Genomic DNA, 12,959 nt, shown 5'->3' with positions numbered 1-12,959 from the left:
AACATTTTTTTATTTCACCGAATGTATGTGATCAGAAATTCGTGGTGATGATATACGTACCAAAAAATAGAAAAAGCCAAAGAACAAGTCTTTGGCGAATTTTTCATTCATTCCTATCTCAATAACTGTAAAACACCTTGTGGTGCTTGGTTTGCTTGAGCAAGCATTGCTTGAGCAGCTTGAGTTAAGATATTTTGTTTTGTAAAGTTCATCATTTCTTTTGCCATATCTACGTCTCTGATACGTGATTCAGAAGCTTGTAAGTTCTCACCAGCATTGTCTAAGTTTTTGATGGTGTGCTCTAATCTGTTTTGTGCAGCTCCTAAATTTGAACGAGTTGTAGAAAGGTTTTTAATAGCAGTGTCAACTGTAGTAATAGCAGCATCTGCATTTGTTTGAGTATCAATTGCTACTGCGTTGACACCAAGACCAGTTGCAGTTTGTGCTGTAATTGAAAGAGACATTGTATCTGATGCATTTGATCCGATGTGGAATAAAACACCTGTCAAAGTACCATCTAAAAGGTTTCTTTCATTGAATTGAGTTTTGCTACCAATTCTTGTAAGCTCTGTGTTAAGTTGTGTTACTTCGGCGTTAAGGGCAGTTCTATCAACGGTTACGTTAGTGTCGTTGGCAGATTGTACTGCAAGTTCTCTCATACGTTGTAAAATAGCATGAGATTCATTTAATGCACCCTCAGCTGTTTGGATCAATGAAATACCATCTTGAGCATTTCTAGATGCTTGTGTTAAGCCTCTGATTTGTGCTCTCATTTTTTCAGAGATAGAAAGACCAGCAGCGTCATCGCCAGCACGGTTAATTCTGTAACCTGAAGAGAGTTTTTCCATTGATTTTGTGCTTTCGCCGTTTGTAATACTCAATTGTCTGTGAGTATTCATTGCCATTAAGTTGTTATTAATTCTCATAACGTTTCCTCCTTGAATTTACAACCAGAATCCATTCTGGAATGTGAAAAGACATCTATAATCAAAATCACTACGACAAAAATAGCAATTTGACTACCTTAATTACTATATCGGCAGTTTTTTAATTCTCATTACTATTTTATCATGTTTTTTGATAACTTTTCCAGTATATTTTCTTCAACGACAGCATTTTTATTTTCATTTTTAATGGTCTCAAGGACCTCGCTCCTGAAAACACTCACTTCTTTAGGTGCCTCAATGCCAATTTTTACTTTTCCGTCTTCGATATTCATAATCTGTATTTCTATATTACCCGAAATTATGATACTTTCACCTTTTTTTCTCGTTAAAATCAACATTATTTTTCTCCCTCAGTTGAGACTTGGTTAAAAATTTTGTATTTGATATCATCTCGGTCTGGTAAAATCGCCTGACAGCCACGATTATTCGCGTTGTTTACCACAAGTGGCGCTGCTAAATTCATCGTCGTCTGAGCGATCTCTTGAGGAATATTCACAATTGCATAGATGGATAGATCTTCTGGATTTTCAATCGCCATTGAATCCACCACATCATCTGGGATCTCAAAATCATAATTTGGAGCAAATAAAAACGGATCCGTAATCACAAATGCTAAGTTTTCATTTTCAATAGACTGTAAATAATGGAATGGAAGTTCTTCATTACCTGATAAAACTATGATGAATTTTGTGTGGGTTTCAAATCCTGGGATGCCATTTTTAAAGTATATAATATTTTCTTCTTTGTATTCAATCTCACCCATATGTTTTGTCGACAATTGCATAATTCCATCCTCCTAGACACTTAGTTTAAATTGGGGTTCTTCGTATCGAAAATTAATTGATGCATACTGCTTTACATAATACTCCATCTTCCATGGTGTATATGAAAAATCCATCTTTTGAGGGGTCGTTTGATTCGTCACTTCGCCTCTAATTAAATTGATATCTACCGTTCCACGATCAAGGGAAATCTCTGGTCCTGATTGCGGCATAACGCCATATACAAATGATTTTTCAAACATCTCAAATGCATTATATATTGCATGATCCGGTATTGGATCGGATTTTATGTGAATATTGATAAAATCATTTCCTTGTGAGACGATTCGATCAATGCCTTTTGCCAATACCTCTTGTGAATACGCATTGGCATCATCTCTAAATGCTTTGACATTTTTTAAGTTTGCATCGGCAAATGCCGCAGATTGATCGATGATAATCTGCGGTTTCGTCGTTTGAATCTCAAGCAAGGGTTTCGTCGTCTGAATATCCAAAGTCTGTTGAGGCGGTTTGGAATACTCCAAAGAAGCATTTTGACGATTCCATGCGATAATGGTCGGTTGAGAAGAAATCTGTAAAGGCACGTTAATCCCTCCTCTTAATTAATAAAATCCACCAAACTCGGTTGAATGACTTTTGATCCAACGGATAATGAAGCTCGGTAAATGTTTTCAAGATTTTTGAAATACATAATGGCTTCTGCCATGTCAACATCTTGTATTTTACTGAGCAAGCCCGTAAATGTAATGCCGTTTTCTTCATTACGATCTTTGACGAATCCAAGACGATTGTCTCGACCGCCAATTTCTCCAGCAGCTGTAAGCACTTTTTCTAGATGCTTATCTATTGCAGAAATCTTTGCTTGTAAAGTTGGATCATCCTTGACGTTCAGTGCATCAATCAATTCAAACATATCCGTAATGAGTTCACTTTTATTTGAAACAACGTAATCTACTGCAATTTTATTGGTCTCTCCATCGTTGAGACCCGTTATGTTAAAATTGATCGTACCACCGTCGACCACACTTGCAGTCACTGGACTCGACGGTCCAAAGGCTGCATTTAGCTGTGTATTGATCGCCGTTTGTAATTGATTAGCGTCATTTATCGTTGAAAAATCCAGTGTGATTCTTGCGTCGATTCCATTTAATTTGACAATCATAGTCTCTATATCTGTTCTCGCTGCAATTGCGGCATTGGTTACCGTTCCTGTACCTGTTATAGTGGCACCGGTACCGTTGGTTCCAGGTGTATTTGAAATCGGTGTAACACCCGCTGATACGATTGCACCTGCATTAATCGTCGTTGCTGCTCCAGGCGTTTTCGCTTGAACGACAAGCTGATTATTGAGATTAAAATACACATCCGCAACATCTTGTAAATTATGTGTGCCGTCAAAAGAGAGCTTTAATGTATCTAAAAATCTTTCTTTTGTCAATGGATTCAGTGCTGTATTTTCAAGTAGACTCTCATCGACGTTAAACGTACTTCCACCGACGGTAATATCCAGTGTATCCGCTGTAAAATCATGGCTCATATCAATGGTCGCCAGAAATGTACTTTGTGTAGCCTTTCCAGTTTCAGCTGAGCTATTACTAATGAGGCCATTGAAAAAGCTATTATTGGTTAAGGCCCCAAATATATCTACTGGGTGTGTTCCAACGGCCATGACTTCACCGATTGCCACTTCATAGGCAGGTGTCTCTTTTGCTGCAACACGAGCTGAAGTCATATCAATATTAAAAGAACCGTCTGGTTTGAATAATTTTTTGTTCGTTTCAAGTCCAGTAAAAATATATCGACCCGCATTTGTGGCATTTCCAACAACAATCAATTCGTCTTTTAGTTTTTCAACTTCTGTTTTGATCTTTTGTGTATCACCTGCTGTATTGGTTCCATTTGCTGCCTGAATGGTAAGTTCTCTTACGCGCTGTAAAATATCTTTTACGCTCATGAGGGAAATTTCCGATACTTCAAGCCAGCTAAGAGCGTCGTCGACGTTCTTTTTATATTGTTCTGTTTCGCGAATATCTGTTTTATATTTTAAGACTTGCGTAATGCCCACAGGATCGTCAGAAGGTCTGTGAATACGCTTTCCAGTGGACAATTCTGTTTGTTTTTGAGCCATGCTCACAAGGTTGCTATTGGAATTCCACAGCATGTCCTTAATTAACATTGAATTTGTAACTCTCATACCTTCAACTCCTTACTTGACTATCTTCCGACAGTTCCTAAACGATTGACGATTAAATCCAGCATTTCATCAAAGACATTGACCATACGCGCGTTTGCATTATAGGCAGTTTGGAATTTAATCATGCTGGCCATTTCTTCATCTAAAGATACGCCCATAATCGAATCTCTTGCGGTACTATATTCTTTTACCAATAATTTTTGGTTGGTGGTCATACGATTGGCTTCGCCAGCATCTACTCCTAAGTTGGAAACCAACGATTTCATATAATCTTCTGGTGCACCCCATTCATAGAGTTTTACGTCATGACGTGTTGCGATTAGTTTGATGATGTTGGTTGCATCGCCTGGAATATCCGATGATTTTGTGGCAGCTGCAATTTTATTGAGATCCTCTAAATCTTTAGCGATGGTTACTTCGTTTGCTTTTAAACGATCTACGATATAATACTTATCGTTAATCAATCTGATCGCTTTATCTTTATACATAGGATTGTTCCCTAAAATATTGCTGATGTTGCTACTCATTTTATCGCGTTTTTCATCCTCTGTCATCGTCGGCAAAACACCTGCCATTACATCAGATGTAATCTCCGTTGCAGGTCCATCGTTCAGACCTTTTTTCAGCATATAGTCTTTATATTCAGCAGTTGTCATGTTATCTTTTGTAAACATATACGTTCCAGTGCTTTTATCAAGTCCATATCCAGTTTCATGAACACTGTTGAAAGTCGCTGTAAAGGTATCGATAAACTCATTAAGTTTACTGATGTAATATGGAATCCCTTTTTTATCTCCCGTAATATTATCACGGACTTCCTGTAAGCCGATTAATTTACCAGATTCAATGTTGAGTTTATTTCCGTTGCTCCATTCAACATCCATGATATCTGAGTCGTCATCTTCATTCAGTTTTTTATCTCTCGGTACAAGTTCCAGCGAATCCACACGATAATGTGCTACGAGTTGTTGTCCACCTACAAGGACGAAAAATCGATTTTGTTCATCTTCATAATATTCGACGTTCATGAGTTTAGAAAGTTGGTCTACTAGGACGTTTCGTTGGTCGCGCACGTCGTTTGCAATACCGCCTTCAAGCTCTGCTTTGTAAATCGTCTCATTAAGCTTTGCAATTTGTTCTGAAAGAGAGTTGATCTCACCAACTGCTGATTTAAACTGATAGTTCAAATCGGATTGTAGATTTTTAAGCATGGTGGAGATCCTTTTGGTTCCCTCTGATAACGCGATGGTATTTTGTCTAACGAGCGTTCTTGCTGTTAAGTTTTCAGGATTTTTTTGTAGACTTTGCAAAGACTCATAGTATTGATCTAAAAGTTTAGCAATACTTGAATCCGACGGTTCATTAAAAATTCCTTCTATTTCAGTGAGGACACTCGAACGCGCTTCCCATTCACCTTGTACACTATTTTCAGCTCTAAGCTTATAATCCAAGTAACTGTCGCGAATCTGTTTAACGGCTGTGACGTCAACGCCTACGCCCAATGTTCCTAAGCCACCAGGTAACACATCAGGTTTGTATGCTTTTGTATTCATCAATTGTCTTGAATAGCCTTCAGTGTTGGCATTTGCAATATTGTGTGAAACTACCCCTAAAGATCGTTGATTCGCAAACAATCCCGATAAGGCAATATTGAGTCCTAAAAAACCTGCTGCCATAGTACCATTCCTCTCTTTCTAAATGTTCAACAAATCATGTGATTAAACGCGAACGTCAAAGATATTTTTACGTTCTGTTTCTTCATCCGTAGCTTTACGGTCATATCTTCCGGTATCAGCACCAGCTGCCATGAGGTTGATATTGAAGTTGATTAAATCCAGTTTATCTTCCAGCAATTTGCTATTAAACTTCACTTCATCCGCAACATTTTTCACTAAAACCATCAATTTGTTTTTAGCATCTAATATCGGTGTGCGATCTTCGCCTCGCATCAATTGAGCCAGTTGAGTCACATTTTCCACAAAGTCAATGTGTTCATCGTGCATGATTTTGTCCACGACTTTTTCTCTAAGCTCTTCTAATTTAAAGAGCGAAACGACCAAGCCTTGTTCTTCAGTAATCAGTCGTTCGAGTTGATCGATATTCTGACCTTTGATGGCATCTCTTTTTTTATAGGAAAGTTCAAGTATTTCTTTATATATTTCAGACTCTTTTTCTAATGTCTGTACCAGTTGTTCAGCACCTTTAGTCATAAAGTACGCTCCTAATAAATTAATAACCGGACAATATGTCCGGCAATAGTATGGGGGATAAGAAATCGGCGGTTAAATTTTCGATCCTATACCGGATAATAATTTATCAACTATATCTTCTGCTGAAGGTTTATAATTGCCAGATGCAATTTGACCTTTGAGCGCTTCAACTTTTTCGCTACGAACATCCGGCACTTCAGATAATGCTTTTCTTGCAATTTGAATTTCTCTTGCTTCGCTAGAAATCTCAACTTTGTCATTTACAAAGCTTGATTTCTCAACATTTTCAGTTTGTTTGACGTTTTTTCCATACGTTTTTAATACGTTTTGTACATTTTGTACATTCAATTGATGATTAATCTTCATAAAAACACCCCCGTACTGCCGATTTCTCTACTAGGTATATCGGCATATGCGGAGGTAAGTTTAGTCTGAATTTATAAAAATTCCGTTATTTTTTTTGAGAAGTGAACAATTGTGCGAGATTCTCATCATTAAAATGATGCGATTTTCTAAGTTAACCCTCACACGTCAACGTCGATCGGGTTTGATATGCATTCCAGCGGTGGATTGTTTATCTGCTTTTCCATTAGAATCATCTGTTGAATGAATTCCAGCTTTTAAACCTTTCGCGATTTCTTGAACACAATTCTTGCAAAACCGCGCACCATCTGTTGGGGCATTGCATCTTTCGCAAAAGGCAATGGTGGCACTACCACCTAAGATGATTTTCCCCTCTTTGATCCACTTAAGAACAGCATCTGGCTTAACATCGGTACTTTCGCACACTTTAATCAAACTTGAGGAAGGGTTATCATAGATATATTCTCTCACGCGAATAAAACCATCATCAACAGCTTCGTTGCACCTTGAGCATAACGTTTCCCCCGCTGTGGATGAGAATAATCGATTACATTTTTTACAATGAACTAACTCTCCCATGTTAAGTCATCCTCCCTTGAATCTTTACACTGTTAGTGCTCAATGAACGCCAGTGTATCAGCGTCCTCGTGCTACTGTAACACATTGAATTTGCTCACATCCGCATTCATATAAAACCTTTGAACACGCATTCAACGTCGCACCTGTTGTGTAGATATCGTCAACTAATAGGATGTTTTTACCCTTTAAATCTTGTTTCATGCGCTTATTTAAGAAAAAAGCTTGCTCCAACATATTTTTTCTCGACGATTTCCCAAGATTCTTTAATTTTTGCGTCTGGCGTTTGCGAACAAGTGCATCGCAATAGGCCTTAGGCGCCATTTGGCGACTGATGACTTGAGCAAGCAGTTCCGCTTGATTATATCCTCTGCTCCAGCGCCTTGTGAAATGCACGGGAACTGGCACGATGTAATCAAATGTTTGAAGCGTTTGATCCGAACGAATCAGTTCACACAACAAATCCCCCAAATAGCGACTTTGGTACCGCTGGTTTTTATATTTTAGCCCCATGAGAAGCACCTTAAGTGTTCCATCATATTCACCATAAGCGCGATGCTTCTGAAAATAGACAAATTGCTCCTGACATTCTTTACACTTAAAATAGTAATCTTCATGTTGTTGATACGTCAGCTCTATATTGCGACCACACTTTTGACAGATTTTTGAACTCATCGGATGGATATCAGAAGCACACGTTTCACATAACGGACGCTCTGAATATGGCGGCAGTTCACACGAACAAGCATTACACGTCAAATTTTCTGGAAATAACCATTGTAGTGCGATTTGTTTGATTCGATTTAAAGAATTTCCCATGGTTGCCCCTATTCTAAATATGCTTTGTATTTTTTTAGCTTTTGTGTCAACCCAGATTGACGCTTCATCTCATGTGTCCGACGAATCATCTCGCCAAGTGCGCGTTTATCTCCCACGAGTACGACGAGTTCCCGCGCCCGTGTAATGGCAGTATATAGGATATTTCGGCTCATGAGCATCGGTGGTATAAAGGCCATTGGCATAATCACCGCTTTAAACTCACTTCCTTGACTTTTGTGTACGGTGATGGCATATGCCAATACCAGCTCATCTACTGTTGGAAAATCATAAACAACCTCGCGCTCTTGATCATAGATGACGGTAAGCGTCCGCTCCACTTCGTTTATTTCGGTGATAAAGCCAATATCGCCGTTGAAGACGCCCTTGCCTTCCTCGGCGTATTTGCTCGTCCACTCTAAATTGTAATTATTTTTAATCTGCATGACTTTGTCCCCTTCACGCAGTTTTCGCTTGCCAAATGTGCGTTCAACTTTCTTTTTATTTGGCGGGTTGACAACACTTTGAAGCATATCATTTAACGCTTCGACCCCCACACCACTGCTTTTAACAGGAGATAAAACCTGAATATCTTCCATTGGGTTAAAATTATAATAGTTGGGGAGTCTTTCAAGAACGAGATTCTTAATCTCTGCCAAGATGGATTCTGCATTCGACTTTGGAATAAAGAAAAAATCTTTGTCCGCTTTATTTAAAACAGGCAGCTCTCCTCGATTGATCATATGAGCATTCACGGCGATTAACGAAGATTCGCTTTGCCGATAAATTTCCGTCAAACGATGTGTCTGGATCCAGCCACTATCAATTAAGTCTTTTAAGACACTTCCTGCCCCTACAGATGGCAATTGATCGGAATCCCCTACAAAAATAACATGTGTTCCAAGTTCTACAGCATCTAACAGTCGATACATCAAGATGATATCGACCATCGATATCTCATCGATAATTAAAACATCTGTCTTCAGTGGACTCTCCGCGTTTTTTTGGAAATTGTTTTCACCTTGAAACTCTAATAGACGATGAATGGTTTTGGATTCCCTTTGTGTGGTTTCCGTCATTCGCTTAGCCGCTCTGCCAGTTGGTGCTGCAAGCAATACTTTCTTCTCTTTCACTTCATAGGCTTCTATGATTGCATTAATAATCGTCGTTTTTCCAGTTCCAGGACCACCGGTTAAGACAAAGACCCCTTCGCTAATAGAAGCTTTTACAGCTTCTTTTTGTTTTTGCGCCAGTAAAATCCCTCGTTTGGATTCAAAATTCGTCATAAATTCGTCAAATTCGTAAAAAGAATACTGCGCCGCATGGGTGGCAAGCTGATAGAGTTTACCTGCCACTTGTTGCTCCGCATAATATAAACTTGGTAAATAAACGGCAACGACATCATTTTCCATTTGCTCGACAAATACCTGTCCCGATATGACCATTTGCTCAAGCTCTTGACTAACTTCTTCCATATTGACGGAGAGTTCTTGCTGCGTACGCTTTAATAAAAATTGCTTTTCGCAATACGTATGTCCACTTGTGGCCTCGTAATTGAGAATATACGTCATGCCGGATGCAATTCGAAATGGCGAATGGAAGTCAATGCCAAGCTTCATGGCAATTTGATCCGCTTGTTTAAACCCAACCCCGACCATTTCATCTGCAAGTATGTATGGGTTTTTCTGAATTTTAATGATGGCTTCATAACCAAATCGTTTATAAATGCGCATCGCCATGTTCACAGATAAATTGAGTCCTTGAAAATACATGACAAAATCTCTGAGTTCATATTGTTCTTTATAAGACTGAACAATTTGCTCGAGTTTTTTCGGACCAATTCCCGGAATTCGGATCAGTTCATCAGGACTATTTTGGATGACGTCCAATGTACGTGTCCCAAATGCTTCTACCAATAGTTGAGCGGTGGTATCTCCAATTCCCTTGATAATGCCCGACGCTAAATACCGGTAAATTTCATCCGATTCAGTTGGTCGAATATGTTCTGCATACTCGACGTTGAGCTGTTCTCCATAAAATGCGTGCACTTCAAGCTTACCCCAAACGCGCATGCGATCCCCTTCTCGAATAAAAGGGACAGTCCCTTTGATGCTGAGGAGTTCGTCATCTACTTCCATAATGGCGATGACATACCCATTTTCTTCATTATAATAAATGATGTCGTATACGACGCCTTCGTATATGATCTTATCCTCTTGTGATTGCATAATATGCCTCGACTTTTCCCGAACTTATGTTCATATTTTATCATAATTCGTGCTTCTAAGACATGAAAAAAGCAGAAACAAGGTGAATTGTTTCTGCTCTGTGTTAAATAAATTGTGTTGAATGAATGATATTATTTACCGAAAGCTTCACTTCTAAGAATGTCTGCTTTGTCTGTTTTTTCCCAAGGCAATTCAACATCTGTTCTACCGAAGTGACCGTAAGCTGCTGTTTGTTTGTAGATTGGTCTTCTTAATCCAAGGTTGTTGATAATTGCGCCTGGTCTTAAGTCGAAGTGTTTATCTACTAAATCCGCAATTAAATCTTCCGATACTTTCGCAGTGCCAAAAGTTTCTACCAATATAGATACTGGATGCGCAACGCCGATTGCATAAGCAAGTTCAATTTCACATTTTGAAGCTAAACCAGCTGCAACGATGTTTTTTGCTACGTATCTTGCCGCATAAGCCGCAGAACGGTCTACTTTTGTTGGGTCTTTACCCGAGAAAGCACCACCGCCATGTCTTGCATAGCCACCGTAAGTATCTACGATGATTTTACGGCCTGTTAAACCTGCATCTCCTTGAGGTCCACCGATTACAAATCGGCCAGTTGGATTCACAAGAATTCTTGTATTCACAAATAAATCTGCAGGAATAATCGGTTTGATAACATGCTCAATTAAATCCGCTTCAATTTGCTCTCTTGTGACTTTTGCACTGTGTTGTGTTGAAATAAGAACGGTATCAATTCTCGATGGTCGACCATTTTCATCGTACTCAACCGTTACTTGAGTTTTTCCATCTGGTCTTAAATATTTTAATGTGCCGTTTTTTCTCACTTCAGATAATCTTTTCGCCAATCTGTGTGCTAAAGAAATAGGAAGCGGCATGAGTTCTTCAGTTTCATCACAAGCAAAACCAAACATAATCCCTTGGTCGCCTGCTCCAATTGCTTCAACAGCATCTTTCATGCTGCCTTCTTTGCTTTCAAGCGCTTGGTTAACGCCCATTGCAATATCATCTGATTGCTTGTCAATTGCAACAAGCACGCCACAAGTATCGCCGTCAAAACCATATTTTGCTCTTGTGTAGCCAATTTCTTTAATCGTAGAACGTACGATGCCTTGGATATCTACATAGCAATTCGTCGTGATCTCTCCAGCAACGAGCACCAACCCTGTTGTAACAGAGGTTTCACAAGCAACACGAGCGGTTGGATCTTGAGTGAAAATAGCATCCAAAATAGCATCTGAAATTTGGTCACAAATTTTATCTGGGTGACCCTCAGTCACCGATTCAGAAGTAAACAATCTTTTTCTAGACATATAAAACACCTCCATAAGTTTTAGTACTGCATAAGCAGTTCAATCCTTTTATCGCATTTGATGAATCGTAGGCATAAAAAAAACCTCTTCGCAAGAAGAGGGTGTGTTTTATTACAATCTCATCTTCCAGGTATCCGTACTACCCGTAGGATTTAGCACCGTGTATAACCGGTTGCTGGACTTCATAGGGCCTATTCCCTCCATCTCTCTTGATAAGGATTACTATTAAATTTACTTGACCATAATAGCACACATCTGAAGCTTGTACAACACAAAAATCATATTTTTTTGACTTATTTTTATGTGCTTTGGAGTTTAGTATAACTAAACTCAGTTTTTCCAACGCCTCGACAGCCCAGCTACTGTGCTAAAAAATCAAATAAATTTTCATAATGACTATTGATGAAATCAAAGATGACTGGATCGTCTGTTTTGATCTCACACACGAAATGAAGACTTTCTTCATACGCATGTTTTTCCCTTAAAACGGCATCAATCGACTTCAAATTATCTTCTGAAAATGAAGCAATGAGCAGCTGACGGTTTCGTGTGAAAAAATACATGGCATAAATGTCCCCGTTTAACAGATAAGGATTCTCCTTAACGTGGTCGTTATGTGCATTAAACTCAATAAATAATTGTCCTTGATAATAACTTTGACGCATCATCTCAGGATTATCCTGAACAAATTTTCTCTCAAAAAAGGCATCTTTTAACTGTGTCACGATAATATACTCAGGTCGATTAAGATTAAAACTAGCTTCAATGCTGCTAATCGTCAGTTCTTCGAGTTTTTCTATCGCACACACGCGTTTTTGGGATTTGTCAATTTGAACTTCAAATACCACAATTCGATACCGCTCTTCGTAATCCACCACTGACTCCGTTCGGTACGTCGTTCTTTCTTGTTCATCACGGAGCAAAAAATTGGTGTTTTTAATCAGCGTATAGGGCTGTTCAAAAAAAGTCGTGTTTTCGATGAGCAGCTGATCTGTCATCAAATGACGTATGGCCTCAACATCACACCCGACAATCCGCATCAATAGATAATTCAGTAGTTCTGTATCTTGACCCAACTCGGGCGTAAGCTTATAAAGTAACTGTTTGACTTCTGCCTCAGTGAGTTCATCCCGAAATGCACTGAAATACTCCTGAAACACTTCAAAATCCACGTGTTCTTCAATGCTTTCTGGGTGTTTATTATAAGCCGTGAGCACGAGATGTACATACTCTGGCTTTGACAGTTTAACAAATCGTCCACCCAACCCTCCAGTTACTGATAAAATGTGATTCTGAAGGGTTTCATCCGTGGGATTATAGAGATGATGATACCCATCGATTCCATAGAGTTCATAATCTAAGTGAAAGATCTGAACCAATCGATTGCCTAGTTGATCTTGCCAATATGCGACAAGTCCAACAACCCCCATCAATCGCGTATTCGTTGCTTCAATGGTATTCAGTTTCATTCCGGTAAATAGATTGAGGTCCATATTGAGCAATCACCTTTCGTCCATA

At 39.0% G+C, this 12,959-nt stretch carries 13 protein-coding genes and 1 riboswitch; all 13 genes read right to left on the bottom strand.

Annotated features, from left to right (window positions below; all coding sequences use genetic code 11):
* Positions 1-113: 113 nt before the first annotated feature.
* Positions 114-926: a flagellin N-terminal helical domain-containing protein gene (locus tag ACZ41W_RS11525; RefSeq protein WP_464312130.1), complete on the bottom strand. Its 813-nt coding sequence runs from the start codon at positions 924-926 to the stop codon at positions 114-116.
* A gap of 134 nt (positions 927-1,060) precedes the next feature.
* Positions 1,061-1,285, bottom strand: a complete 225-nt coding sequence (gene csrA, locus ACZ41W_RS11520; RefSeq protein ID WP_464312129.1) for a carbon storage regulator CsrA — start codon at positions 1,283-1,285, stop codon at positions 1,061-1,063.
* Positions 1,285-1,731, bottom strand: coding sequence for a flagellar assembly protein FliW (fliW, locus tag ACZ41W_RS11515; protein WP_464312128.1), 447 nt, complete (start codon positions 1,729-1,731; stop codon positions 1,285-1,287). The genes csrA and fliW overlap by 1 nt, the downstream gene beginning before the upstream one ends.
* A 12-nt stretch (positions 1,732-1,743) precedes the next feature.
* Complete coding sequence (locus tag ACZ41W_RS11510; RefSeq protein WP_464312127.1) at positions 1,744-2,313, bottom strand: DUF6470 family protein; 570 nt, start codon at positions 2,311-2,313, stop codon at positions 1,744-1,746.
* A gap of 14 nt (positions 2,314-2,327) precedes the next feature.
* Complete coding sequence (gene flgL / locus ACZ41W_RS11505; RefSeq protein ID WP_464312126.1) at positions 2,328-3,923, bottom strand: flagellar hook-associated protein FlgL; 1,596 nt, start codon at positions 3,921-3,923, stop codon at positions 2,328-2,330.
* A gap of 20 nt (positions 3,924-3,943) precedes the next feature.
* Positions 3,944-5,599, bottom strand: coding sequence for a flagellar hook-associated protein FlgK (flgK, locus tag ACZ41W_RS11500; RefSeq protein WP_464312125.1), 1,656 nt, complete (start codon positions 5,597-5,599; stop codon positions 3,944-3,946).
* 42 nt (positions 5,600-5,641) lie between these two features.
* Complete coding sequence (locus ACZ41W_RS11495; RefSeq protein WP_464312124.1) at positions 5,642-6,133, bottom strand: flagellar protein FlgN; 492 nt, start codon at positions 6,131-6,133, stop codon at positions 5,642-5,644.
* A gap of 72 nt (positions 6,134-6,205) precedes the next feature.
* Positions 6,206-6,499, bottom strand: coding sequence for a flagellar biosynthesis anti-sigma factor FlgM (gene flgM, locus ACZ41W_RS11490; RefSeq protein ID WP_464312123.1), 294 nt, complete (start codon positions 6,497-6,499; stop codon positions 6,206-6,208).
* A 165-nt stretch (positions 6,500-6,664) separates the two neighbouring features.
* Positions 6,665-7,075 carry a hypothetical protein gene (locus tag ACZ41W_RS11485; RefSeq protein ID WP_464312122.1) on the bottom strand — a complete coding sequence of 137 codons (411 nt, stop codon included), beginning with the start codon at positions 7,073-7,075 and terminating at the stop codon, positions 6,665-6,667.
* Positions 7,076-7,132: 57 nt separating this feature from the next.
* Positions 7,133-7,891 (bottom strand): phosphoribosyltransferase family protein, encoded by a 759-nt coding sequence (locus ACZ41W_RS11480; protein WP_464312121.1) that lies wholly within the window; start codon positions 7,889-7,891, stop codon positions 7,133-7,135.
* 8 nt (positions 7,892-7,899) lie between these two features.
* Positions 7,900-10,116, bottom strand: a complete 2,217-nt coding sequence (gene recD2, locus ACZ41W_RS11475; RefSeq protein ID WP_464312120.1) for an SF1B family DNA helicase RecD2 — start codon at positions 10,114-10,116, stop codon at positions 7,900-7,902.
* A 131-nt stretch (positions 10,117-10,247) separates the two neighbouring features.
* Positions 10,248-11,441: a methionine adenosyltransferase gene (gene metK / locus ACZ41W_RS11470; protein WP_464312119.1), complete on the bottom strand. Its 1,194-nt coding sequence runs from the start codon at positions 11,439-11,441 to the stop codon at positions 10,248-10,250.
* 116 nt (positions 11,442-11,557) lie between these two features.
* Positions 11,558-11,660: riboswitch (SAM riboswitch) on the bottom strand.
* Positions 11,661-11,800: 140 nt separating this feature from the next.
* Positions 11,801-12,934, bottom strand: a complete 1,134-nt coding sequence (locus ACZ41W_RS11465) for a hypothetical protein (RefSeq protein ID WP_464312118.1) — start codon at positions 12,932-12,934, stop codon at positions 11,801-11,803.
* Positions 12,935-12,959 lie beyond the last annotated feature (25 nt).

The sequence above is a fragment of the Fusibacter fontis genome (assembly GCF_055378735.1).
Note: the sequence above shows the minus strand (reverse complement) of the source record. Positions and strands in the feature narration are given on the sequence as shown.

Bases quoted from the DNA above. Each gene is read 5' to 3' on its own strand.
- ACZ41W_RS11525 (WP_464312130.1), bottom strand. From the start codon at position 926: ATGAGAATTAATAACAACTTAATGGCAATGAATACTCACAGACAATTG.
- csrA (WP_464312129.1), bottom strand. From the start codon at position 1,285: ATGTTGATTTTAACGAGAAAAAAAGGTGAAAGTATCATAATTTCGGGT.
- fliW (WP_464312128.1), bottom strand. From the start codon at position 1,731: ATGCAATTGTCGACAAAACATATGGGTGAGATTGAATACAAAGAAGAA.
- flgL (WP_464312126.1), bottom strand. From the start codon at position 3,923: ATGAGAGTTACAAATTCAATGTTAATTAAGGACATGCTGTGGAATTCC.
- flgK (WP_464312125.1), bottom strand. From the start codon at position 5,599: ATGGCAGCAGGTTTTTTAGGACTCAATATTGCCTTATCGGGATTGTTT.
- ACZ41W_RS11495 (WP_464312124.1), bottom strand. From the start codon at position 6,133: ATGACTAAAGGTGCTGAACAACTGGTACAGACATTAGAAAAAGAGTCT.
- flgM (WP_464312123.1), bottom strand. From the start codon at position 6,499: ATGAAGATTAATCATCAATTGAATGTACAAAATGTACAAAACGTATTA.
- ACZ41W_RS11485 (WP_464312122.1), bottom strand. From the start codon at position 7,075: ATGGGAGAGTTAGTTCATTGTAAAAAATGTAATCGATTATTCTCATCC.
- ACZ41W_RS11480 (WP_464312121.1), bottom strand. From the start codon at position 7,891: ATGGGAAATTCTTTAAATCGAATCAAACAAATCGCACTACAATGGTTA.
- recD2 (WP_464312120.1), bottom strand. From the start codon at position 10,116: ATGCAATCACAAGAGGATAAGATCATATACGAAGGCGTCGTATACGAC.
- metK (WP_464312119.1), bottom strand. From the start codon at position 11,441: ATGTCTAGAAAAAGATTGTTTACTTCTGAATCGGTGACTGAGGGTCAC.
- ACZ41W_RS11465 (WP_464312118.1), bottom strand. From the start codon at position 12,934: ATGGACCTCAATCTATTTACCGGAATGAAACTGAATACCATTGAAGCA.